Genomic DNA, 21,191 nt, shown 5'->3' on the forward strand with positions numbered 1-21,191 from the left:
ACTGGGGCAATCTCGTGCCGAACTTCAGGGATTTCATTGACTAGCCACTCCAAGCTAACCTCTCTATTATGCTGTGCCCTTGCCCCTTAATTGCCGCGCGGAAGGAGTTGCTGTGTCGGTTGCTGCCGCAGTTGCACTAAGGGTTCATCGGGGTTCACCAGATCAATGAAGACGATTTGCCGAGGATCCAAGTACTGAGGCAACTGCTTGAGACTGGCCAAGGCACTAAGTTGTTTCTTGAAGGTGGCACTATTCCACTGCACTAGCCCAAAGTGAACGGGCGCAAGAGGGGTTTGGACAATTAGATTCTCTTTGTTGCGCCAATCTAAGCCCGTAATGGGTAAATCCTGCTGCTGGAGAATTTGGTGAATCTGCTGCCACTGCTGCTGGCGATCGCCATCCACGGCCAATGTCTGTGGACGCGGCGGATCCTTGACGGGGACAAAATACCCCTGTAACTGGAGGGTGGGCAGCGATTTCAGGGCACTGGCCCGATAGCTACCCAAGGGGGCAACAAAGCCGAGACTATCCACCAACCAGCGACTGGCAGGCCCTTGAAGCTGCCCCGTTGCACTCATGACCCAGCATTGATTGCAGGTGGCAACTGCCACTGGTTTGCGCTCTTGGACTTCAACAATCAGGGTCGGCGGAAAGAGTTGGCGGGCGATTGTTACCCGTTGTAGCGGCAGCGTGGTTTCTAGGGCATGAATGATCTCCTGTGGCCGCAAACGCAGCAGCGACTCCGGATACTCAAGGGGCAGTTGTGCCTGCAACGCTTCCGTCTTCAGCAGTTGATTGCCACGAATCACCACTTGATCAGGGTGGCGGATGATCCAGTCCGGCAGCGTTAGTCCCCAGACCAGCCCCCCTGTTAAAGCCAAAAGAACACTGGTACGCCAAAGCCCTGCCAGTTGCCGCCAGCGGCGCTTACTTTGCAATTGGCGGCGCCGTTCCCGAATGGCATCATGGGCAGTTGTCCCCTGAGGGGTGGGATTTACCATAGCCACAACCTCAGTGGGGAGGAAAATTGGAACTTATGATCCTGCACGGGCTGTCATTACTTGGTGGTACTTGGTGGTAAGATACGCCATGTTATTTGTCCGCTTGACTGCCTCTATCTTAGTAAAGGCTTCGCACCATGCCCCTGAATACATTTGCTCACTGGTCAAGATCATCCCTGATCCTTGGGGTATTCCTGCTGGGGGTACTCCCGCGGGCAGTGTTTGCTCAAAATCAGTCTGCTAGCCCCAATGTCCAGATTGTCAATCCCACCCCTCCACCCAGCTCTTCCATTTATACCCTTGAAGGGGGCAAGCGCTTGATGGATGAGGCTGCTGCTGCAGTTAATAGCCAAAATTATGCTGTCGCCGCTCGCAAGCTATTGGAAGCTCGTACGGTGATGAACCAACTCTCGAACTTTTACCAGTCCCTGAACTCTAGTTTTTTGGGCATTGATACTGCGGCTGCCGATAGCCACCGTCGCCGCGCCCTAGAGGCAGCACAACTGCGAGATCAAGCGACTTTTCAACTGGCCTTGGTCTATCGCGCCAATAATCAACCCGAACTGGCAGTGCCCCTTTTGGTGGAAATTATCCGCAGCCAAAACCCCACCCGTGAACTGGGGCAAAAGGCCTATCAGCAATTGCTAGAATTAGGTTTTGTGGATGTGCCCTTTCCGCGTACGGGGGCAATTCCTTCCGCAACGCCTGCACCGAGTCCACCGCCAGCCACCTCTGCCAATCCCCAACCTCGTCAGTAACTTTGTATGAATGACTCTCTCCTCAGTAATGGCCATGCGCCTCTATTGCGCCAAGCTACCGTTGATCGCCAGACCAAAGAAACCCAAGTTCACGTTGCCCTCACCCTTGACGGTTGTGGCCTAGCCGACAATCACACGGGGATTCCCTTTCTCGATCACATGCTGGATCAGCTTTGTGCCCACGGTCTTGTGGATTTGCGAGTGCAGGCCAGCGGCGATACCCATATTGACGACCACCACACCAATGAGGATGTGGGCATTACCTTGGGGATGGCCTTGGACCAGGCTTTGGGCGATCGCCGTGGGATTCATCGTTTTGGTCACTGCGTTGCACCCCTCGATGAAAGCCTTGTGGAAGTGGCCCTAGACATTTCGGGACGCTCCCACCTCAGCTATGGATTACAGATTCCCACGCAACGGGTGGGTACCTATGATACGCAACTAGTGCGGGAGTTTTTTGTTGCCCTAGTGAACCATAGCCGCATGACACTACACATTCGCCAATTGGACGGCCTTAACTCCCACCACATTATTGAGGCCACCTTCAAAGCCTTTGCCCGTGCCCTCCGCATGGCGATCACCCTTGACCCGCGCCGCAGTCAGCAGGTGCCCAGCTCCAAGGGAGTAATTCAAGCCTAGACATGGACATGGCCATCCGGCATAATGGCGCCCGTGAGGCGGGCTCCCGTCAATTTAACCAGTAGGCGATTCCCTTGGCTCATCTTGGCTCCGCGGAGATCGGCACCCCGCAGATCCGCACCACTCAAGTCAGCCCCAATCAAATTGGCCTCCTGCAGGTCAGCATAACTGAGATCTGCTTGCAGCAAATTGGCACGAAAGAGATTGGCATGGCGTAGGTTGGCACGGTGGAGAATCACCCGATGCAAAAAGGCATCACTGAGATCGGCATAGCTGAGATTGGCATGGCTGAGGTTGCGCCCTTCAAAGTCCTTTTCGCTCAGGTTGGCCCCCTGTAAATTGACCCCTGACATATCCTTATGGGGCGGCGTCGTGCGCGGTGGCTCTGGGGGCGGTGGGGCAGCCGTACGTTGGCGTTGATAGCTGCCGTAGGCGGGGTTGTGATGTTGGCCATAGGTATGCCCGCTGGTTTGCTGCTGCTCACGGGGCGCATGATAGCTGCGATAGGTATAGGAATTGGATTGATAGCGTGGGGGCGGGGGTGAGGAACGATAGGTTTGCTGCTGGCTCGTTGCCCGCTGGGAGGTTTGGCTGCCGTGTCGGGTAATATGCTGCCGCAGTTGATCCCGCGCTTCATTAAATTGCTTAATTTTCTCTTGGGCCTTCTCGATCAGCCTTGTGTTGTCTTTGGGAATGCGATCGGGATGCCAAATAAACACCAAATCCCGATAAGCGCGGTTCACTTCCTCTAGGGTGGCTCCCGGCTCCAACTCTAGTATCCGGTAGCAGGTGTCCAAATCGAGCATTTTCTGATGGCTTATCATGGATATTGACGATCTTAACCACGGGACTGCGCCCCTAGGGTTGCGAAAGAATGCGTTAGTATGAACTTATGTAAAGACTTTTCACGTTTCCTAGCGGAGGATGGCGATCGGTGAATAAACAATGGCGAAATGCAGGCTTATACGTTCTTCTAGCAATTGTGGTGCTGGCCTTGGCCACGGCCTTCTTTGATCGCCAACCCACGACGAAGCAAACCTGGCCCTACAGTGAGTTCATCCAACAGGTCGAAAGTAAGCAAATCACCAAAGTCAGTCTCACCCCAGACCGCTCGCAAGCTCAAGCCATTACCCAAGATGGCACGCGGGTACTGGTCAACCTGCCCAATGACCCTGAACTCCTCGACATTCTCATCAACAATAACGTTGACATCGCTGTTTTGCCCCAAAGCAATGATGGCTTCTGGTTCCGTGCCCTGAGCAGCCTAGTGGTTCCCATTGGTCTGTTAGTCCTACTCTTTTTCCTACTGCGGCGTGCGCAAGCGGGTCCCGGCAACCAAGCCATGAATTTCGGCAAGTCACGGGCACGGGTACAGATGGAACCCCAAACCCAAGTGACCTTTAATGATGTGGCGGGAATTGATCAGGCCAAGCTAGAGCTGGGGGAAGTGGTGGAATTCCTTAAGTATGCCGATCGCTTTACCGAAGTGGGCGCCAAAATTCCCAAGGGGGTTCTCCTTGTGGGGCCTCCCGGCACGGGTAAAACCTTGCTTGCGCGGGCCGTAGCGGGGGAAGCCGGCGTTCCCTTCTTTTCCATTTCCGGTTCCGAGTTTGTGGAGATGTTTGTGGGGGTCGGCGCTTCACGGGTGCGGGATCTCTTTGAGCAAGCCAAAGCCAATGCCCCCTGTATTGTTTTCATTGATGAGATTGACGCCGTCGGTCGCCAGCGTGGTGCCGGTCTGGGGGGTGGCAACGATGAACGGGAGCAAACCCTCAACCAACTCTTGACGGAAATGGATGGCTTTGAGGGCAATACCGGCATCATTATTATTGCCGCGACGAACCGTCCAGATGTGTTGGATGCGGCCCTGTTGCGTCCTGGCCGTTTTGACCGTCAAGTGGTGGTGGATCGCCCAGACTATAAGGGTCGCCTCGACATTCTCAAAGTCCATGCACGTGGCAAAACCCTTGCTAAGGATGTAGATCTCGATAAAATTGCACGCCGTACCCCCGGCTTTACGGGTGCGGATCTCGCGAACCTGCTCAATGAAGCGGCCATTCTCGCAGCTCGCCGCAATCTCACCGAAATCTCCATGGATGAGATTAACGATGCGATTGATCGCGTCCTCGCTGGCCCTGAGAAAAAAGACCGTGTCATGAGCGATCGCCGCAAGAAATTGGTGGCCTACCATGAGGCGGGTCATGCCCTTGTGGGTGCCCTGATGCCCGACTATGATCCCGTCCAAAAAGTGAGCATCATTCCCCGTGGACGGGCGGGTGGTCTCACGTGGTTTACCCCCAATGAAGATCAGATGGATTCGGGTCTTTATAGCCGGGCCTATCTGCAGAACCAAATGGCGGTTGCCCTTGGTGGTCGCATTGCTGAGGAACTTGTCTTTGGCGAAGATGAGGTGACCACAGGGGCTTCAAATGATCTGCAACAGGTGGCACGGGTGGCACGGCAAATGGTTACTCGCTTTGGCATGAGCGATCGCTTGGGGCCTGTGGCCTTGGGGCGGCAGACGGGCAATATCTTCCTTGGCCGCGACATTATGGCGGAGCGGGACTTTTCTGAGGAAACGGCAGCCACCATTGATGACGAAGTGCGCAATCTTGTCGAGCAAGCCTATCGCCGCGCCAAAGAGGTACTGGTGAACAACCGCCATGTCCTTGACCAAATTGCCCAAGTGCTGATTGAAAAAGAAACGATTGATGCTGAGGAACTCCAAAGCATCCTAGATCGCAATGATGTGAAGATGGCAACTCTTCCCTAAGCTTGTCCTTTGCGATCGCCCCAAGGTCGTGCTAATCTAGTAATCCTTGGGAATGCGGGCATAGTTTAATGGTAAAACCTTAGCCTTCCAAGCTAAAGTTGTCGGTTCGATTCCGACTGCCCGCTTCAAACCTAAGCCTGTTCAGGTTGCCTGTAAAGTTTCCCTGCGGCAGGTGTGTCATACTGGTTAGTCCCCCCTAGGCTGACTCTAATTTTCAAGATTGGCGCATTGATGGATGATTCTCACTAAAAATCTGAATGTCCTCTGGGCCAGTGTGCTGTTTGAAACCCTCTACCGCCTTGGGCTACGGACGGTGGTTGTCTGTCCAGGATCGCGTTCTGGACCGCTGGCGATCGCAGCGGCTGCCCATCCCCATCTTGAAGCTGTGCCGATTCTTGACGAGCGCTCGGCAGCCTTCTTTGCCCTTGGCCTTGTCCAACAACAGGGACGACCCGTTGCCCTTGTCTGTACTTCCGGCACTGCGGCTGCCAATTTCCACCCTGCCATTATTGAGGCCAGCCTCAGTCATTTGCCGTTAATTGTGCTGACTGCCGATCGCCCGCCGGAACTGCGCTTTTGCCAAGCGGGGCAGGCCATTGATCAGGTGCATCTCTATGGTCATGCGGTGCGCCAGTATCGCGAGTTAAGCCTGCCGCAACTTGCTTTGCTTCCCTACCTGCGGCAAACCCTCTGCCATAGTTGGCAAGCTTCCCTCTGGCCGGATCCGGGACCGGTGCATTTGAATCTTCCCCTGCGAGATCCCCTCGACCTGCGTTCTGAGGCAAATTTTCATGGGACACTTCCTGAAAACTTCTTTGAGCAGGTGCAGCCCTTTGTGCCGCCTCGTGGGGTTCTGCCTCTTCCTTGGCAGCAATGGCAACAAATCCAACGGGGGCTGATTATTGCAGGGCCTAGTCATGGGGTAGATGCACAGGCGGAAGCTGCTGCAATTGATCGCCTGAGTCACTTTCTGCAGTGGCCGGTGCTTGCCGATGCCCTTTCCGCGGCGCGGGGGCTGCCCAACAGTATTGCCCACTACGATCTGCTGCTGCGAGATGCCCCCCTGCAGAAATACCTGCGCCCTCAAGCCGTGATTCAACTTGGCCCCTTGCCCACAAGTAAAGCCCTGCGGGAGTGGCTAAGTGCCTGCAATCCCCTGATTTGGTGCCTTGAGCCTACGGGTGATAACAACAATCCCCTCCATGGCCGCTGTCAGACGCTGGCGATCGCCCCCCAAGCAATAGACTGCCCCGCCGACCCCCTGCCCCCCAACCCCTACCTCAAGGACTGGCAAAACTATGATCAACGGCTCCATGCGCAACTGAAGCAGACCTTTGAGACGATTGACTGGTTCTGCGAGGCGAAACTGATTTACCATCTGCCGCAGTGGCTGCCGCCGCAAACCGCGATTTTCGTGGCCAGTAGTCTGCCCGTGCGGGATGTCGAGAGTGTGTGGCACCCTAGCGATCGCCCCCATCGCTTTTACTTTAATCGCGGTGCCAACGGCATTGATGGAACCCTCTCCAGCGCCCTAGGGGTGGCGCATCGCGGTCAACCAACCCTTTTGATTACTGGCGATCTCGCCTGCTTGCACGATACCAATGGCTGGCTGATTACGCCCCAGTTCCAAGGCTGTCTTACCGTCCTGCTAATCAATAACCAGGGGGGCGGTATTTTTGAGCATTTACCGATTCGCCAGTTTGATCCTCCCTTTGAGGCCTTCTTTGCCACGCCGCAGCAGGTGGAGTTTCGTTATCTTGCCGCGGCCTACGGCATTCCCTATCACTGTTTTAAGGACTGGGCTGATGTCGAGGCACAGCTTCGCCAGACCCCTTGGCCCAAGATACGCCTTTTAGAATTTAGGAGCGATCGCCACCAAAATGCCCAATGGCGACAGCAGGTTCTTGCTCGTCTGGGAGCTAAGCTTTAGGCCTTCAGTGGCTATGGCTATGGTGGGAAAGCAACCGCTCCTCAAGGGCCGCAATCTGGTTATAGGCGGCGGTGAGCTGAGCTGTCAGCCGTTGAATTTGAATCTCTGGACTCAGGGGGCGATCGCCACTGAGGTTGCGCACCTGACTATAATCATCATCCAAAAGAATATCCTTGTGCTCTGGGGCACTCACCAAAGGACGAGGTGTTGGCAGAGGATTTTGTTCGGCAGGGGTTGCCGGCAGAGGCTTGAGCCGCCCTTCCTCCAAGGCCTTAGAAACCTTTTGGTTGAGTTGTTCAACGATCTGGTATAGGGCATCAATTTTGTTACTCAGAACCAGAATCTGCTTGTGTAATAAGTCCACGGGTTTAATCCTCTCGCGGTGAAATGCTGTAGTTGTCGACTCAACTGCCTTTGGGCAAGATAATAGTGTCAGACATTATCAACCCTCGGCACCAAAGGTACGCTTGAATAAAGTACGCACTTCCCCCAACCTTAAGCTACCCAGTTTCAAGAGCCTACACTAATGAATTCAGCTTGGCTAATTGGTTGATACCGACTCAGGAAACAGGGAGATGGCTATAACTCCAGACTAAAAAAAGTCATTGGTCAATGGCCACTTTTTCAACAAGACTTAAGCCCGAGTAAATTTTTGTAAAAGCAGAAGGCATTCTTGGAGAGAGGGCGTGGAAATTCAGCGACTGACTCTAAAAAACTTTAAGATTCATCGGGAGCGTACCTTTGAGTTTCTGCCCGGGGTCAACGTCATCTGCGGTGAAAATGGTGCTGGCAAAACTAGTATTTTTGAGGCCATTGCTTGGGTGCTTTTCGATGCCACATCGGGCTATGGCAGCGGGTTTAATAGAGCCATTATTCGCAAGGGAAGTCAGTATGCCGAAGCGAGTGTCCAGTTTATTTCGGCAATGGATGGTCGCTCCTATATAGTGCGGCGCAATACCCAAAGCGGTTACTCAATCTATGATCCCCAACTGGGTAATCTCGGTCTTTCCTTGCGGGAAGATGTTCAAGCTTGGTTACGCGAGCATCTGGGTCTGCGCAGTGCTTTGCCCCTCAAGGAGGTTTTTGAGCAAATTATCGGCATTCCCCAAGGAATGATCACGGCAGATTTTCTCAGGCCACCCGCGCAGCGGCGCCAAATCTTCGAACCAATTTTGCAGGTAAGCGATTACCGTCAAGCCTTTGACAATGCCCTGAGCTTGCTAAATTTTAGCTACGAGCAGGTGACGGCACTGGAGCAGCGGTTGGCGCTGCAAGAACAGGAACTGGCAACGCGAGTTCAGTACGCGGAACAGGCGACAGCCCTAGCAGCAGAACTAGAGCGCGATCGCCAGCAGTGTGAGGCATTACAACAACAATGTCAGGCCTTGGCCGCTGAAAAACAGCAATACGAAGCTGCCGTTGAAACACTAAACTATCTTGCGCAAACCTGCCAACGGCTTGCAGCCCAACTGCGGCAGCAGGAGGAATTGTGTCGCGATCGCCAACGCCAGTTGAGCGCTGCCCGCCAAAGTCAAGCCCAGTGTCAGCGACTACAAGCGGATTATGATGCCTACCGCCAACAGGAGGCTCGCTATCAAGACCTAGAGCAGCAACTGCGGCGCTGCAGTGCCCTTGAACAAGAAATTCAAAGACTAGAGCAGCAGCAACAGCAAATCGCCACCCAACTGGCCAGGATTGAAAGCCAACGCCAAGCGATCGCCACCATTGCCAGCCAACTCGCAGCCCTTGAACCCCAAATTGCCGCCGCTGATGCCCTCGATGCCCAAATTGCCCCCCTTGAGGCGCGCTACCAGCAAGCCCAGCAGGCGGATCAAGAACTGCGCCACCTCAAGGAACAGGCAGCAGCCCTGCAAGCCCGCTTAGAGGAAATTGCTCAACAGGTGCAAGCCCTAGAGCAACAGCGTCCCTTGGCTGCCACCTTGAGTGCCAAACAGGCAGAACGCGAGCGCCTGCAAGCCCAACTCAGCCACGCCACCGCCGCCCATGCCTTTGCCGCCACCCTTGATCCCATTCTCCACACGGCGCAAACTCAAGCGGCGGAAACCGATGCCCTCGTCACAGTGGCTCTAGCGGATCTGAGGGCTGCTCAGCAATTTTCCTTGGTGGCCATGGCGATTGAACGGGGGCTAGGGGCACTTCAGCAGTTGCAGGACAACTACCACTGGCTTTTGGACCAACTCATGGCGCTGCGCCAAACCCTTAGCGATCCTGCAGCCATTCCTGCCCTTAGTCGCACCTTGGAACAGTTAGAAGCCGATATTGCCTTAGCTGCCGCCGCAGAGCGATCCCTCTTGCAAGCTCACGCCCTTGAGAAGGAACGCGACCGTCTAGAAGTAGAGCTGAGGCAGTTGGGCGATCGCCAGCAAGCCTTAGAACCCCTCAGCCAAGAACTGACGACTCTCGAACGCCGCCTGCAAAAATTACGTCAAGAACGAGCCGACCTTGGTCAACCCCATGCCCAACGGCAACTGTTACTGGAACAGCAGGCGGCAGCCCCCCAATTGGAAGCGGACTACGCGCGCTTGTCTAGCGAACAGGCCAGCCTAGAAGCTCGCCTTACCCCTCTGTATGAACAGCGCCAACACTACACCACCCTCGAAGAACAGCGGCAACAGCTTAGCGATGAACTCGCTCGCCTACGCCCCAGCTATGACACCTATCTCCAACACCAACAGCAGGCCGCCCAAGTAGAGAGCTACGAAGCTGCCCTGCGAACGGCGACCCAAGACGCCCAAAAGTTGCAAGCTGACCTGGCCAAAGCCCAAGCAGAGTACAAAGCCCAAGAGCAGGGGGTGGATTTAGCTGCTCTGAAAGCCCTGCGCGATCGCTACGAAAGCCTAGACCGCGAGTATCAGCGACTGCTGGGGGCAATTCCCGAAAAGGAAAGGCAGTATCAACACTGCCTTGCCACCCTTCAGCGCCTTGATGAAGTGGCTGTTGAAAAGGACAAGACCCTGCAGCAGCTCAAAGCAGCTCGAAAACGCGCTTCTCTGATTGAGACTGCCCGCAACATTTTCAGAAACAGTGGTCCGCGCGTCAGTGAAGTCTATCTACACACTATTTCCGCTGAAGCCGATTGCCTGCTGCGGGAACTCCTCAACCGACCCGATGTTGCCCTGCAATGGACATCCGATTACGAGATCAAGGTGAATGAAGGCGGCTACTGGCGGCCCTTCAAAAGCCTTTCTGGCGGGGAGCAAATGTGTGCTGCCCTTGCGGTGCGCCTTGCCCTACTGCGGGTCCTCGTGAACACCGACATTGCCTTTTTTGATGAGCCGACCACCAATATGGATCAGATGCGCCGCCAACAACTGGCTGAGAGCCTGAGCAACCTCAGAAGTTTTCATCAACTCTTTGTCATTAGCCACGATGAAACCTTTGAAGCCCTCACCGAGCACACGATCCATCTGGAGCGATCGCGCCCTTAGGCGTAGGCCGTGTGAAGTGCCCACCAAATCAACGCTGCAATGAAGCCAAGAATCAAAACGGCAGAAATCGCGATCATTGCGGGGCTATCAGCATCATCAAACTTCATAATGCCGCGATTAAACTCCGTGGCCATAGGAATCAACTCCAAGCACCATTGAATCCACAGTAACCAAATTAATTTTAGGCTGCTTTTCTGGCGGCAGGGTTAAGGATAACGACTTGTTACGATTTGTAGCAGCTCCTAAAAACTAAAAAGCCCCTTAAATGTGATCAATATCACAGCAACCTCAAAGAAAACAGGCAAAGGTAGAAGTAAGCACACAACCTAGACCACTTGTTGAAGTGTCACGTTTTGTAACGTTGCTCCTGCCCTAACTCAAGATGAAGGCAGGCAGCATTCAGATTGGCAGAGGGGATGATTTCGTGAGGGCTGTTGAAACACGGGGGATAGACATAATGAATAGCCTGCAACAGGAACGTCACGTCTTGATTTTGAATACCGTTGGTGGACGGCGGGCGATCGCCCTTGAGGCAGCGGCCTATTCCCTTGGGCGCGATGAGAGTAATGCCATTGTTATTGATTTTGAAACGGTTTCCCGCCAGCACGCCATTCTCCTGCGGGTACCTGTCCCCGGCACCACCAGCTACCGCTACCGCCTTGTGGATGGCAATGCCAATGGTAAGCCCAGCACCAACGGCACCTTTGTCAATGGCAAGCGCATCAGTAGCCATGAACTGCAGCACGGCGATGTGATTCTCTTTGGTCGTAAAGCCAAGGCTTCCTACCTCATGCTCTCAATGGCGGATACCGAGTTTAGCCAATATTTACAATCCATTGCTTTCCAAAGCATCAAATCCGATCTGCGGGGTGCCAAGGAAACCCTTGTGGGCATGGAGATGAGCGGTGAACTGCGGCGAACCCCTGAGCGTGAATTGGTGGTAGCGGGCGTCACCCAGTTACACCCTGAATCCGAACCAGCAAAAGATACCTTGGCTGGTGAGCGCGACAGCAAGCCGCAGGGGAACAACAAAGAAACAGTTCATGAAAAAGAGAGCCAAGGCTCAAAACCTAGTCTCGTGGGTCTAGGGGCGATCGCCCTTGTGGTTGTTGCCATTATCGCAGGAGCCGTCTGGCGATCGGGTTTCTCCCCCAGTCAACCCCGGGGTACGCCACCTGCCACCCAAACCCGCAACTAGCTCAACCGAGATCCTTCATCGCTTTAATAAATAGTTTCAAAGTATAAACAATCCCGTATAACAGTTGCTCCCCTGCGTCCCTTTGCTAAAATAAAATCAACGATGGAATGCGTTCTACAACTGCCTGTGGCGTTGCGATCGCTCTAAAGTGATCAGTTAAGCAGACAAACATACAAGCATTTCAAAAGCAAGTTTTAGGAGAACTTGAATGACAAAGCGGGATCATAGCAAAGTTTATAATGTAACACTCGTTAACGAAGCAAAAGGGCTGAATAAAACCATTCGCGTTCATGCCGACGAGTACATTCTTGATGCTGCCGAAGCCCAAGGCATCGCTCTGCCCTATTCCTGCCGAGCGGGTGCCTGCGTCAACTGTGCCGGTCGGATCATCAAAGGCACGGTGGATCAGTCGGATCACTCCTTTTTGAAACCCAAGGAGTTGGAAGCTGGATTTGTGCTGCTGTGTGCGGCCTATCCCACATCCGATTGTGTGATCTCAACCCACGAAGAAGATAACCTACTAAATTTGACTTAATCTTTTAGTTATAGCTATTCCAATAAAGAATGAGACATTATCCAGCACAACAGTTGCGAATCACCTCATCAATCGAACTGGTTGACCCTGCATACATCCGCGCTTGCTTCAGCGCACTAAAGTCGTGCTCAATCAGATTCAAATCAGGAGAGTAACACCTCGTAACCCGCTGCTTTGACCACTGCCTGAATCGCTCCTTTCGGATGAATTGGTGCATTATCTATAATCAACAATGCACGTTTCTCTAACCCCGGCAAACAGTATTGACTCAGCCAGCGATGGATAGTGGCGCGACTGACGTGAAAGAGTTGAGTCGCTTCACTGATTTTGCCCCCTTGCCAACCCGCTCTCGTCAGTCCAATAAGAGTAAGAACATCAGGAAAAAGATGCAGAGAAACTCTGCTATCGCTGACGAATAAAAATGTCAGCTTACAGGTTTATGAGTCGCAAATCAATGAAGATGGTTCTGGGGGTTGTGGGGTTTGGCCTCCTTAGTGTCCTGCCTTTTGTGGTGCTGCCACAAGCAACTGCCGAAACTATACAGATTGCCCAGATCCAACCCCAGACTAAAAAACGAATTGCGGTGTTGGATTTTGAGTTCGCCAGTACAGGGCTGACAGGTTTGTGGCTCTATGGTGAGGCTGGCCCCGCCAAGGGAGTGAGTGAGTTGCTGACGAATCGCCTTGCTCAAACAGGAAGATTGACATTGGTCGAGCATTGGTCGAGCGCAGTCGAATCAACCAAATTCTCGCTGAGCAAAACCTTGGAGCTTCGGGACGGATTGATCCTTCAACGGCAGCACAAATTGGCCGACTGCTGGGAGCGGATGCGGTGATTATTGGCTCAATTACTCAGTTCAATTTGGAGCGATCAGGATCGGACGTCAACGTTGGCTTTTTGGCATTAGTGTTGACAATCGCCGCCAGAAAGCCAATGTACAGTTGACCGCTCGGATTGTGAACACTACCACTGGCGAAATTTTAGCGGCTACTGAAGGACGAGGAAGCGCGGAGAAGAAGATCGGTGGTGCGAGTGTTTTGGGAACGGGGGCAAGCAGTTTTGGTGAGGCGGCTGATCCACTCCTATCAGCAGCGGCTGAGCAAGCGGTGAACGAACTGGTTGAGGGAATTGTTCGGCTAGAACCTACCTTGGCTGCCCTTGCACCGGTGCTTCCCAATGTTGTGGCTGTGGTGGCCGATGTCTCCGCAGGACGAGTGATCCTGAATAAAGGGAGTAGAGATGGCTTGCGGCCGGGGATGTTCTTCTCGATTGAACGGGTGCTCAAGGAGATCAAAGCTCCAACGACTGGTAGGACGTTGCGCTTGGATACTCAGCCCATCGGTCGAGTTCAAATCACAGAAGTGGATGATGTTTCTGCGGTTGGTCGGGTCTTGAGTGGTCAAGGTCTCAAGGTGGGCGATCGCGCAAAACCTGTATCAAACTAGCTACAAACCCCGAATTAGCCCCGAGAACAGTGGGTTGCAATCCACTCAGAGAGAAACTATATGGATACTCCTCTTGCTTTAAGGAAGTAGAATTAAACAATATACAATCAAGCGAAGCGCAATCTGAGGCAGTCGGTCATGAGTCTAAACGTGGTTCATCTAGTGGGTCGTGTCGGCAGTGATCCCGAGGTGCGTTATTTTGAGTCGGGGAGTGTAAAGTGTCGGCTGACGTTGGCAGTGAATCGTCCGACTAAGGATGATCAACCCGATTGGTTTAACTTGGAAATTTGGGGCAAAACGGCTCAGGTGGCTGCTGATTATGTGCGCAAAGGGGCGCTGTTGGGTATCAAGGGCAGTCTGAAGTTTGATCGCTGGCAAGACCGCAACACGGGCGTCGATCGCTCCTCACCAGTCATTTTGGTTGAGCGCATGGATATCCTTAGTTCCAAGCGGGATACGGATCCGAGTGCCGTGCCAGCGGGCTATGTGCCAGAAATGTAGGGATACAATCTGGTTACCAGTGCGTCCAATACCATTGTCCCTATCGCTGCTGCCATGCCCAATCCTGCCCGAGATTTTTGGCAGTCTATGACTCAGACCGTCACCCAAGCGGTGCAAACGGTCCACTCCCGTTTTGATTGGCAGCAGGTTTCCCTCAAGGAAAATGCTCGCACGCCCGAACTATGGGTGGAGATCAAAGGCCAACGTCAAGTCTTTCCCTTGGTTGGCGATCGCTATATTCTTGGTCGTAGTCAGAGTCGCGCCGATATTCTTATTGACACAGAGATTGTCAGTGGCACCCACGCCCGCCTAAAACGGCTCACCCCCACAGGCGTCTTTCAAATCCAAGACTTAGACTCCACCAATGGTATCTATCGCAAGCGGCGGCGCCTCCAGACCAGTGAACTGCACCACGGCGATGTGATTACCCTTGGTCCGCCAGAGGTCAAAGGCGCCGTTACCCTCCGCTTCCACAATCCACCCCCCCCTTGGGTTCAGGCTCTCACCTACGTCCTTTGGGGGGCGATCGGCCTCAGTGGCCTTGTCATAGGATTAATTACTGCCGAAGCTAGCAAAGTGGCGGTGCGTCCCCTGCCGCCGATTGAGCAAGGGCCGATTATTCTCCTCGATCGCCAAGGGGAATTGATCAATCCAGTGGAAGATCGCCCCCACCAAGAACTGCAAAGTCTCAAGGACTTTTCCCCTTACCTAGTGCATGGGGTGGTGGCCTCTGAGGATGCGCGCTACTACTGGCACTTCGGGGTTGATCCTCTGGGCATGGTGCGAGCGGTAGTGACCAACTTACTAACCCGCCAAACACGCGAAGGGGCGAGTACCCTCTCCCAACAACTCGCACGTACCCTCTTTCGTTCCCATGTGGGGATGGATGAGAGCCTAGGCCGCAAGTGGCGCGAAATGGCGGTTGCCCTTAAGTTGGAATTTTTCTACAGCAAAGATGAGTTGCTCTTGGCCTACCTCAACCGTGTCTATTTGGGCATGGGGAATCGCGGTTTTGAGGACGCGGCTCAGTTCTACTTTGATAAACCTGCCAAAGACCTAACCCTCAATGAGGCGGCGACACTGGTGGGGATTCTGCCTGCGCCCAACCGTTTTAATCCGGTGCGCGACTACGATGCGGCGGTGGATTATCGCAATCGGGTCATTTTGCGCATGGTGCAGCAGGGCTACATCAGCAAAGAAGAGGGCGATCGCGCCCGCCGCTCCCGCATTGAAATTAGTCCCAAGGCGCGGGAATTGCTCACTTCGCAGCGCTTTTCCTACTACACAGATCATGTCTATCAAGAATTGGCTCAACTTCTCGGTGAGGGTCTTGCTCAAGAGGGCAACCTGATTGTGGAAACAGGCCTAGACCCCCGTTGGCAAGAACTGGCGGAAGCAAGCCTACGCAATTTCATCAGCAGCACCGGCAGCAGCTATGGGGTTAGTCAAGGGGCATTGATTACCCTCCAGCCCAGTAGTGGTTTGATTCTGGCCCTCGTGGGGGGGGTGGACTACCAAAAAAGCCAGTTTAATCGTGCTACCCTTGCACTCCGCCAACCGGGGTCTACCTTTAAGGTGTTTGTCTATACTGAAGCCCTCTTGAAAGGCCACACAGCCGGTGAAACCTTCTCCTGTGAACCAGTTTTCTGGCAAGGGCAACAATTCGCGGGCTGTCGTGGGGGGAGTGGTGCCATGGATTTGGCCACAGCGTTAGCCCTTTCTGAAAACCCCATTGCTTTGCGCCTCGCCCAAACCGTTGGTTTAGAAGCCACGATTCAATTGGCAAGAGCGATGGGAATTACTACCCCTCTACAAGCGGTACCCGGCCTTGTTCTCGGTCAGAGTGAGGTCACGCTCCTTGAGATGAGTGGCGCCTTTGCTGTGCTCGCCAATGAGGGGAAGCGCCTTCCTCCCCATGCCATTCTCTCTGTGCGCGATGGCGGTGATTGTAAAAGTGCAAACGACTGGCAGACCTGTCGCCTTATCTATGCAGCAAGTGAGGAAAGGCCGCAACAGGTTCTCGACCCTGCGATCGCCAATGAAATGACCCATCTCCTCACCGCTGTTGTCAGCCGGGGAACGGGTCGTGCCGCGGCTATTGGCCGTGCAGTCGCGGGTAAGACCGGCACTACAAATGATGGTCGCGATCTTTGGTTTATTGGCTATGTGCCCACTGCCGATGTCCTGACCGGTATTTGGCTTGGTAATGACGACAATAGCCCTACCCAAGGCAGTAGTGGTCTGGCTGCTGCCCTTTGGGGTGAGTATATGGGGCGTGCCCTAGATTAGTTTTCTTTTGGGAAAAAGCGCACCGCTTCAGCCGCCACCTTCACAGCAGTACCAATGGGGATATCCACCGCGAGGGGCTGACGGGCATGGAGTTCCTTGCCACAGGGCAATTGAATACAGTAGCGATACTCCCGACCGAGAAACTGGCGATCGCGAATCACAAAGCAACTGGTGGCTTCTGTGTCTGGCTGCAACTGGAGATCCTCTTCGCGGATCATTACTTCCCCTTCCCCTCTAGCTGAAGCTTCCAACAGGGGAAACGTGCCAACATCCGTGCGCACCTGAGCCCCTTCCGCACAGGCCGGCAAAAAGTTGGCTTGGGTAATAAACTCCGCCACAAATCGCGAGGCTGGCTGGCAATAAATTTCTTGGGGGGTACCCACCTGCTCAATTTTGCCTTGGCGCATGACTGCTAGGCGATCCGACAGACTTAGGGCTTCCTCCTGATCATGAGTGACAAAAATTGCTGTTGTCTGTGTACCCTTAAGAATCGTGCGTAATTCCTCCCGCAGTTGTAAGCGCACTTGGGCATCGAGATTACTCAGGGGTTCATCAAGGAGAATTACGGCGGGTTGAGGGGCGATCGCCCGTGCTAGGGCTACCCGCTGCTGCTGCCCTCCCGACAACTCATGGGGATAACGCTTTTGCATTCCCTCTAGGTGCACCAAGGCCAAAACTGCTGCCACTCGCTCCTGAATTTGCTGCTTGCTGAGGCGTTGTTGTTGCAAGCCAAAGGCAATATTCTCGGCCACTGTCAAATGGGGAAACAAAGCAAAGTCCTGAAAGACCATGCCCAAAGACCGCTGCTCAGGGGGCACAAAAACATTTGCTGCTGCCACACAGCGATCGCCGACCCTAATTTCGCCAGCATCTGGCGTGTCTAGACCCGCAATTAAGCGCAGTAATGTTGTCTTACCGCAACCCGAAGGCCCCAACAGCCCCAGAATTTCCCCCTCATGGACACAGAGGCTAACATCACGAATCGCAGCAAAGCGACCAAAGAATTTACGTAAGTGCTCAACCCGAACGGCTGTTTTGAGCGTTGGCATCAGGGAAAGTGTGGTCATGATCACCCAGAAAGCGAATCGTCTGCAATCAATAAAGCAGAGGAGCACTCACTGCATTGGGAATTATTTGCAGTAATTAGTGCTCCTCATATTCTGGCACAAAAGTTCTCGCTTGTTGCAGAGATTTTGCAATTGCTACAATCGCTTCCTAGGTTGCCCTCCTCACTTAGCTGGCATTGAGAATTCGCTGCACAATTTGCAGACCCGTCACTGCTTGCCAGCCAAAAAGGATCACCAAAAACAGATTCAGGGTCATGTGCAGGGCACGGGCGGCCTCGCTTCCCTTTTGCATAAAGGGGGTCAAGCTGGCAGAAATCGCAATTAAGGCCGTCATCGTTAGCCCAACAATCAAGTGCGGCCCGACAAAGAGCTTGCCATTATTGATGTAGGTGACCGCCATCCCGCCAATCGTACCCATGACCATCAAAGCCAATAGGATGGCGCCAACTTGGTGGTGTTTGATATTGACCTTGGATTGGATCAGTGCCTTTTTTTCCTCGCCGCTGAGGGAGCGTAGGCGACGGGTTTGAATCCCTAAATACATGGCATAGAGCGTGAGCGCAAAAAGAATCCACATCAGCACCGGGTGGGCAAAGGTGATCACCGGCTTAAGAGGCTCAGGAATTTCAATCATTGTTTTCGTGAACAGAACTCGGCAGGCAAAGCATTGATCGAAAGTTTGCTTTTCATATCGTAATACAGCCGTTTTCTAAAATATGGCCTACACCAAGGGGGCGGGAGCCTCTCGCATTTGACAGTTGCCAGCGTGTTCCATCCCTGCGAAAAGGGCTGTAGGGTTTCCCCATCTGTTCTAAAAATGACAAAACGTTAGACTGAGAGCAGGACATTTCCTTCGGTGTGTCAATCCTTGGGAACACAATTTATGATGAAAACGTTTTGGCAACGTCTCAAATCTGTTACAGCAATTGTAGCCGTGGGGGTATTGATGGCCCATCTTGTCCTTGACAGTGGCGCTGCATGGGCAGCCCGCAGTGGTGGACGTATTGGAGGTGGCTCCTTTAGTCGTCCGGCGCCCACCCGTGCCTACCCTGCCCCCCGCAGTAATTACGGCGGCTATGCTCAGCCGGTTCCCGTCTATGGGGGTGGCTTTGGCTTTCCCTTCCTCATTCCCTTCTTTGGTTTTGGCGGTGGCTTTGGTGGTCTCTTCACGATCCTGATGATCGGTGTGCTGGCCAACATTTTAATCTCCACCTTCCGCAACTTCCGCAATAGCGGCGATGACTCAGAACTTTATGACGATAACCCTGTGGTCTCGCTGCATACGCTGCAGGTGGGGCTGCTAGCTCAGGCGCGGGAACTTCAAGAGGCACTGAATCAACTGGCGCTCACCGCCGATACCCAAAGTCCCGAAGGCCTGAGTAAAGTGCTGCAAGAGGCAACCCTTGCCCTGCTGCGCCATCCCCAATACTGGGTCTATGCCCACGCCAGCAGCCAAGAAACCAAACTGCTGCAAGCGGAAACTGCCTTTAATCAACTGGCTCTTGCGGAGCGCAGCAAACTCAGCGCGGAAACCCTCTCTAACTACCGTCGTGAGATTAAACAGACGGCGATCGCCCCCCTAGTGAGCAATGAAGTGGGTGAGTACATTGTGGTCACCTTTGTGGTAGCGGCCACGGGACGCTTAAAACTGCCAGCGGTGAATAATGATTTAGAGCTGCGCCAAGCGCTACAACAGTTGGGGAGTCTTGGGAGCGATCGCCTGCTGGCGGTTGAAGTGCTCTGGCAACCTCAGGAAATTGGTGACACCCTCACTGCCGATGAGTTGCTAATGGCCTATCCCCAACTGAAGCATCTCTAACCCCCTAGACCCCCTGAGCGGCCAAATGGACGGCACCCCGCAATCCCACTTCAGGATTGGTAATCACCGCAACGTACAACTGCGCCATCAGGGGGCGAAAGCGTCCTTTATTCAAAAAGGCCTGAAGAAAGGTGCCGTCGGTCATTTTGGGTAGGATTTTGGGGGCAATCCCTCCCGCAATCAGTACCCCCCCCAAGGGCAAGCTTTTTAGAGCAAGGTTACCCGCCTCTGCCCCATAGGCCTCCACAAACATCCGCAAGGCTTCTGCACAAAGAGGATCTCCCGCCAAGCCATACTGGCTGATCACAGCGGCGCGATCCTCCTCCTTTACCATTGCTGCTGCCACGACGGCTGATTCGGGAGCAAAGTGAACACTCTTAAGATAGTCGTAAATCGCCACCAGCCCTGCACCAGAGACCACCCGCTCCACAGAGACGTGTTCGTAGGTTTGCCACAGATAGCGCAATAGACCCACTTCCTGTTCATTGCGCGCTGGAAAGTCAGTGTGGCCGCCCTCTAGGGGCATTACTTGGTAGCGATCGCCCTGCCAAATCATCAGCGCTTCTCCTAATCCAGTACCCGCTCCCAAAAGGGCAATAGGGGCTTGGGGACGCCGCGGCCGCTCCTGAAGAATCACAAAATCCGTCGGCGCTAACACCAACGCACCATAGGCCACGGCGGCAAAATCATTCAGCAGCGTCACGCAAGGGATCTGCAATGCTACCTCTAATTCGGCACCACTGACCCGCCAGCCTAAATTGGTGACCTGAGCCACCTGGTCAATCACAGGTCCTGGAATCCCCAAACAAGCCCGCTGGGGATGGGCAGAACTCTCCTTGAGGAAGGTTTGCAAAAGAGCTGTCAAGTCAGGGAAATCGCGGCTGGCGTATTTAGCCCTGTGGAGCAAATGCCAATCACTGCCCACCACATCCCACAACTCGACGAGCGTTTTTGTGCCACCCACATCGGCGCCGAGAATCACAGTCATTGCCTGCCTCTTGCTAACACTCGCTGCATCACGAGGGCATAGGCATCTTCGATGCCTCCCAAATCTTGGCGAAAACGATCTTTATCGAGAATGCGCTTCTCAGGATCACTTTCATCTTGATTCCAGAGGCGGCAACTGTCGGGGCTAATTTCATCTGCCAAGAGAATCTCCCCACTGCGACTGCGGCCAAACTCCAGCTTAAAGTCCACAAGGGTAATGCCACACTCGGCAAAAAAACGACTGAGATGGGTATTGACAGCCAAGGCCATTTCCCTGATCTTTGTGACTTCCTCATCCGTGGCAATTTGCAATAGGCGCAGGCGATCCCCTGTGAGCAGCGGATCACTAAGATCATCATTCTTGAGGTAAAACTCCACTAGGGGGGGATTAAGTTCTAATCCCAAAGGCAAGCCCGTCTGCCGACAGAGGCTTCCCGCCGCCCGATTACGCACCACCACCTCAAGGGGAATAATCTCTACTCGTCGAATGTGCATCGTGTTTGGCGCCACTTGGGCAATAAAATGGTTGGGGATGCCCTGAGCTGCCAGATACTGAAACAAATGGCTGGCGATCGCACAGTTCATCACTCCCTTGTTTTGGATCGAGCCGCGCTTTTGAGCATTAAAGGCGGTGGCATCATCCTTGAACTCCGCCAGCAAGATGTCTGGATCCGCTGTGGCATAAATAATCTTTGCCTTGCCTTCGTACAAGGGAGAAAACTGAGTCATAAAGAAAAGGTATGTCTAAAAACCAAATCTAGCCTAGCAAAGGCAGTCCCCCAATCCACAGCAGCTTGCTA

General features: G+C 53.7%; 21 protein-coding genes, 1 tRNA gene and 1 pseudogene. 14 read left to right on the forward strand and 9 right to left on the reverse strand.

Features of this window, described 5'->3' with window-relative positions; translation table 11 throughout:
• Positions 1-86 precede the first annotated feature (86 nt).
• On the reverse strand, positions 87-1,001 hold the full coding sequence (locus tag ACK4HN_RS02375) for a cell division protein FtsQ/DivIB (protein WP_409869402.1): 915 nt from the start codon (positions 999-1,001) through the stop codon (positions 87-89).
• A gap of 137 nt (positions 1,002-1,138) precedes the next feature.
• On the opposite strand from ACK4HN_RS02375, the gene ACK4HN_RS02380 reads away from it, so the two are divergent.
• Positions 1,139-1,759 carry a hypothetical protein gene (locus ACK4HN_RS02380; RefSeq protein WP_409851642.1) on the forward strand — a complete coding sequence of 207 codons (621 nt, stop codon included), beginning with the start codon at positions 1,139-1,141 and terminating at the stop codon, positions 1,757-1,759.
• A 6-nt stretch (positions 1,760-1,765) separates the two neighbouring features.
• Positions 1,766-2,398 carry an imidazoleglycerol-phosphate dehydratase HisB gene (gene hisB / locus ACK4HN_RS02385; protein ID WP_409869401.1) on the forward strand — a complete coding sequence of 211 codons (633 nt, stop codon included), beginning with the start codon at positions 1,766-1,768 and terminating at the stop codon, positions 2,396-2,398.
• Here hisB and ACK4HN_RS02390 read toward each other — a convergent pair.
• Positions 2,395-3,222, reverse strand: coding sequence for a pentapeptide repeat-containing protein (locus ACK4HN_RS02390; protein ID WP_409877192.1), 828 nt, complete (start codon positions 3,220-3,222; stop codon positions 2,395-2,397). The genes hisB and ACK4HN_RS02390 overlap by 4 nt on opposite strands.
• Before the next feature lie 110 nt (positions 3,223-3,332).
• Between ACK4HN_RS02390 and ftsH3 the strand changes: the two genes are divergently transcribed.
• From ftsH3 to menD, 3 genes are all read left to right on the forward strand, one after another.
• Positions 3,333-5,171 carry an ATP-dependent zinc metalloprotease FtsH3 gene (ftsH3, locus tag ACK4HN_RS02395; protein WP_409869399.1) on the forward strand — a complete coding sequence of 613 codons (1,839 nt, stop codon included), beginning with the start codon at positions 3,333-3,335 and terminating at the stop codon, positions 5,169-5,171.
• Between the two features lie 54 nt (positions 5,172-5,225).
• A tRNA-Gly gene (locus ACK4HN_RS02400) sits at positions 5,226-5,296 on the forward strand.
• 110 nt (positions 5,297-5,406) lie between these two features.
• Complete coding sequence (gene menD / locus ACK4HN_RS02405; protein ID WP_409869398.1) at positions 5,407-7,101, forward strand: 2-succinyl-5-enolpyruvyl-6-hydroxy-3-cyclohexene-1-carboxylic-acid synthase; 1,695 nt, start codon at positions 5,407-5,409, stop codon at positions 7,099-7,101.
• Positions 7,102-7,105: 4 nt separating this feature from the next.
• On the opposite strand, the gene ACK4HN_RS02410 is transcribed toward menD, so the two are convergent.
• On the reverse strand, positions 7,106-7,465 hold the full coding sequence (locus tag ACK4HN_RS02410) for a hypothetical protein (RefSeq protein WP_409869397.1): 360 nt from the start codon (positions 7,463-7,465) through the stop codon (positions 7,106-7,108).
• A 322-nt stretch (positions 7,466-7,787) separates the two neighbouring features.
• On the opposite strand from ACK4HN_RS02410, the gene ACK4HN_RS02415 reads away from it, so the two are divergent.
• Positions 7,788-10,550, forward strand: coding sequence for an AAA family ATPase (locus ACK4HN_RS02415; RefSeq protein ID WP_409869396.1), 2,763 nt, complete (start codon positions 7,788-7,790; stop codon positions 10,548-10,550).
• Here ACK4HN_RS02415 and ACK4HN_RS02420 read toward each other — a convergent pair.
• Positions 10,547-10,684: a hypothetical protein gene (locus ACK4HN_RS02420; RefSeq protein ID WP_409851666.1), complete on the reverse strand. Its 138-nt coding sequence runs from the start codon at positions 10,682-10,684 to the stop codon at positions 10,547-10,549. The genes ACK4HN_RS02415 and ACK4HN_RS02420 overlap by 4 nt on opposite strands.
• Before the next feature lie 323 nt (positions 10,685-11,007).
• Here ACK4HN_RS02420 and ACK4HN_RS02425 point away from each other — a divergent pair, with 323 nt between their 5' ends.
• Together ACK4HN_RS02425 and ACK4HN_RS02430 are read left to right on the forward strand one after the other, a co-directional pair.
• Positions 11,008-11,748 carry an FHA domain-containing protein gene (locus ACK4HN_RS02425; RefSeq protein WP_409869395.1) on the forward strand — a complete coding sequence of 247 codons (741 nt, stop codon included), beginning with the start codon at positions 11,008-11,010 and terminating at the stop codon, positions 11,746-11,748.
• Positions 11,749-11,956: 208 nt separating this feature from the next.
• Positions 11,957-12,283 carry a 2Fe-2S iron-sulfur cluster-binding protein gene (locus ACK4HN_RS02430; RefSeq protein ID WP_409869394.1) on the forward strand — a complete coding sequence of 109 codons (327 nt, stop codon included), beginning with the start codon at positions 11,957-11,959 and terminating at the stop codon, positions 12,281-12,283.
• A gap of 37 nt (positions 12,284-12,320) precedes the next feature.
• On the opposite strand, the pseudogene ACK4HN_RS02435 reads toward ACK4HN_RS02430, so the two are convergent.
• A pseudogene (locus ACK4HN_RS02435) lies at positions 12,321-12,558 on the reverse strand (transposase); the annotation flags it as partial.
• 164 nt (positions 12,559-12,722) lie between these two features.
• Between ACK4HN_RS02435 and ACK4HN_RS02440 the strand changes: the two are divergent.
• The 5 genes from ACK4HN_RS02440 to ACK4HN_RS02460 all read left to right on the forward strand — a co-directional run bounded on the left by ACK4HN_RS02440 (position 12,723) and on the right by ACK4HN_RS02460 (position 16,518).
• Entirely contained in the window at positions 12,723-13,118 is a 396-nt protein-coding gene (locus tag ACK4HN_RS02440) for a hypothetical protein (RefSeq protein ID WP_409869410.1), read from the forward strand.
• Positions 13,064-13,228, forward strand: coding sequence for a CsgG/HfaB family protein (locus ACK4HN_RS02445; protein ID WP_409877206.1), 165 nt, complete (start codon positions 13,064-13,066; stop codon positions 13,226-13,228). The genes ACK4HN_RS02440 and ACK4HN_RS02445 overlap by 55 nt, the downstream gene beginning before the upstream one ends.
• The gene (locus ACK4HN_RS02450; protein WP_409869393.1) at positions 13,225-13,728 is read left to right on the forward strand and encodes a CsgG/HfaB family protein; all 504 of its coding nucleotides are present in this window, start codon (positions 13,225-13,227) and stop codon (positions 13,726-13,728) included. Before ACK4HN_RS02445 ends, ACK4HN_RS02450 begins: the two co-directional genes overlap by 4 nt.
• A gap of 138 nt (positions 13,729-13,866) precedes the next feature.
• Positions 13,867-14,229 carry a single-stranded DNA-binding protein gene (locus ACK4HN_RS02455; RefSeq protein WP_409869392.1) on the forward strand — a complete coding sequence of 121 codons (363 nt, stop codon included), beginning with the start codon at positions 13,867-13,869 and terminating at the stop codon, positions 14,227-14,229.
• An 87-nt stretch (positions 14,230-14,316) separates the two neighbouring features.
• Complete coding sequence (locus ACK4HN_RS02460; RefSeq protein ID WP_409869391.1) at positions 14,317-16,518, forward strand: transglycosylase domain-containing protein; 2,202 nt, start codon at positions 14,317-14,319, stop codon at positions 16,516-16,518.
• Here ACK4HN_RS02460 and ACK4HN_RS02465 read toward each other — a convergent pair.
• Complete coding sequence (locus ACK4HN_RS02465; protein ID WP_409869390.1) at positions 16,515-17,585, reverse strand: ABC transporter ATP-binding protein; 1,071 nt, start codon at positions 17,583-17,585, stop codon at positions 16,515-16,517. The two genes, ACK4HN_RS02460 and ACK4HN_RS02465, sit on opposite strands and share 4 nt — an antisense overlap.
• Before the next feature lie 166 nt (positions 17,586-17,751).
• Complete coding sequence (locus ACK4HN_RS02470) at positions 17,752-18,219, reverse strand: DUF4079 domain-containing protein (protein ID WP_181495067.1); 468 nt, start codon at positions 18,217-18,219, stop codon at positions 17,752-17,754.
• A gap of 249 nt (positions 18,220-18,468) precedes the next feature.
• Between ACK4HN_RS02470 and ACK4HN_RS02475 the strand changes: the two genes are divergently transcribed.
• Positions 18,469-19,404 (forward strand): DUF1517 domain-containing protein, encoded by a 936-nt coding sequence (locus tag ACK4HN_RS02475; RefSeq protein WP_409869389.1) that lies wholly within the window; start codon positions 18,469-18,471, stop codon positions 19,402-19,404.
• 4 nt (positions 19,405-19,408) lie between these two features.
• On the opposite strand, the gene ACK4HN_RS02480 is transcribed toward ACK4HN_RS02475, so the two are convergent.
• Together ACK4HN_RS02480 and purC are read right to left on the reverse strand one after the other, a co-directional pair.
• Positions 19,409-20,392, reverse strand: a complete 984-nt coding sequence (locus ACK4HN_RS02480) for a glucokinase (RefSeq protein WP_409869388.1) — start codon at positions 20,390-20,392, stop codon at positions 19,409-19,411.
• Positions 20,389-21,120, reverse strand: coding sequence for a phosphoribosylaminoimidazolesuccinocarboxamide synthase (purC, locus tag ACK4HN_RS02485; RefSeq protein ID WP_409869387.1), 732 nt, complete (start codon positions 21,118-21,120; stop codon positions 20,389-20,391). The genes ACK4HN_RS02480 and purC overlap by 4 nt, the downstream gene beginning before the upstream one ends.
• Positions 21,121-21,191: the final 71 nt, after the last annotated feature.

Source organism: Thermosynechococcus sp., from assembly GCF_046299655.1.
Lineage (GTDB): Bacteria > Cyanobacteriota > Cyanobacteriia > Thermosynechococcales > Thermosynechococcaceae > Thermosynechococcus.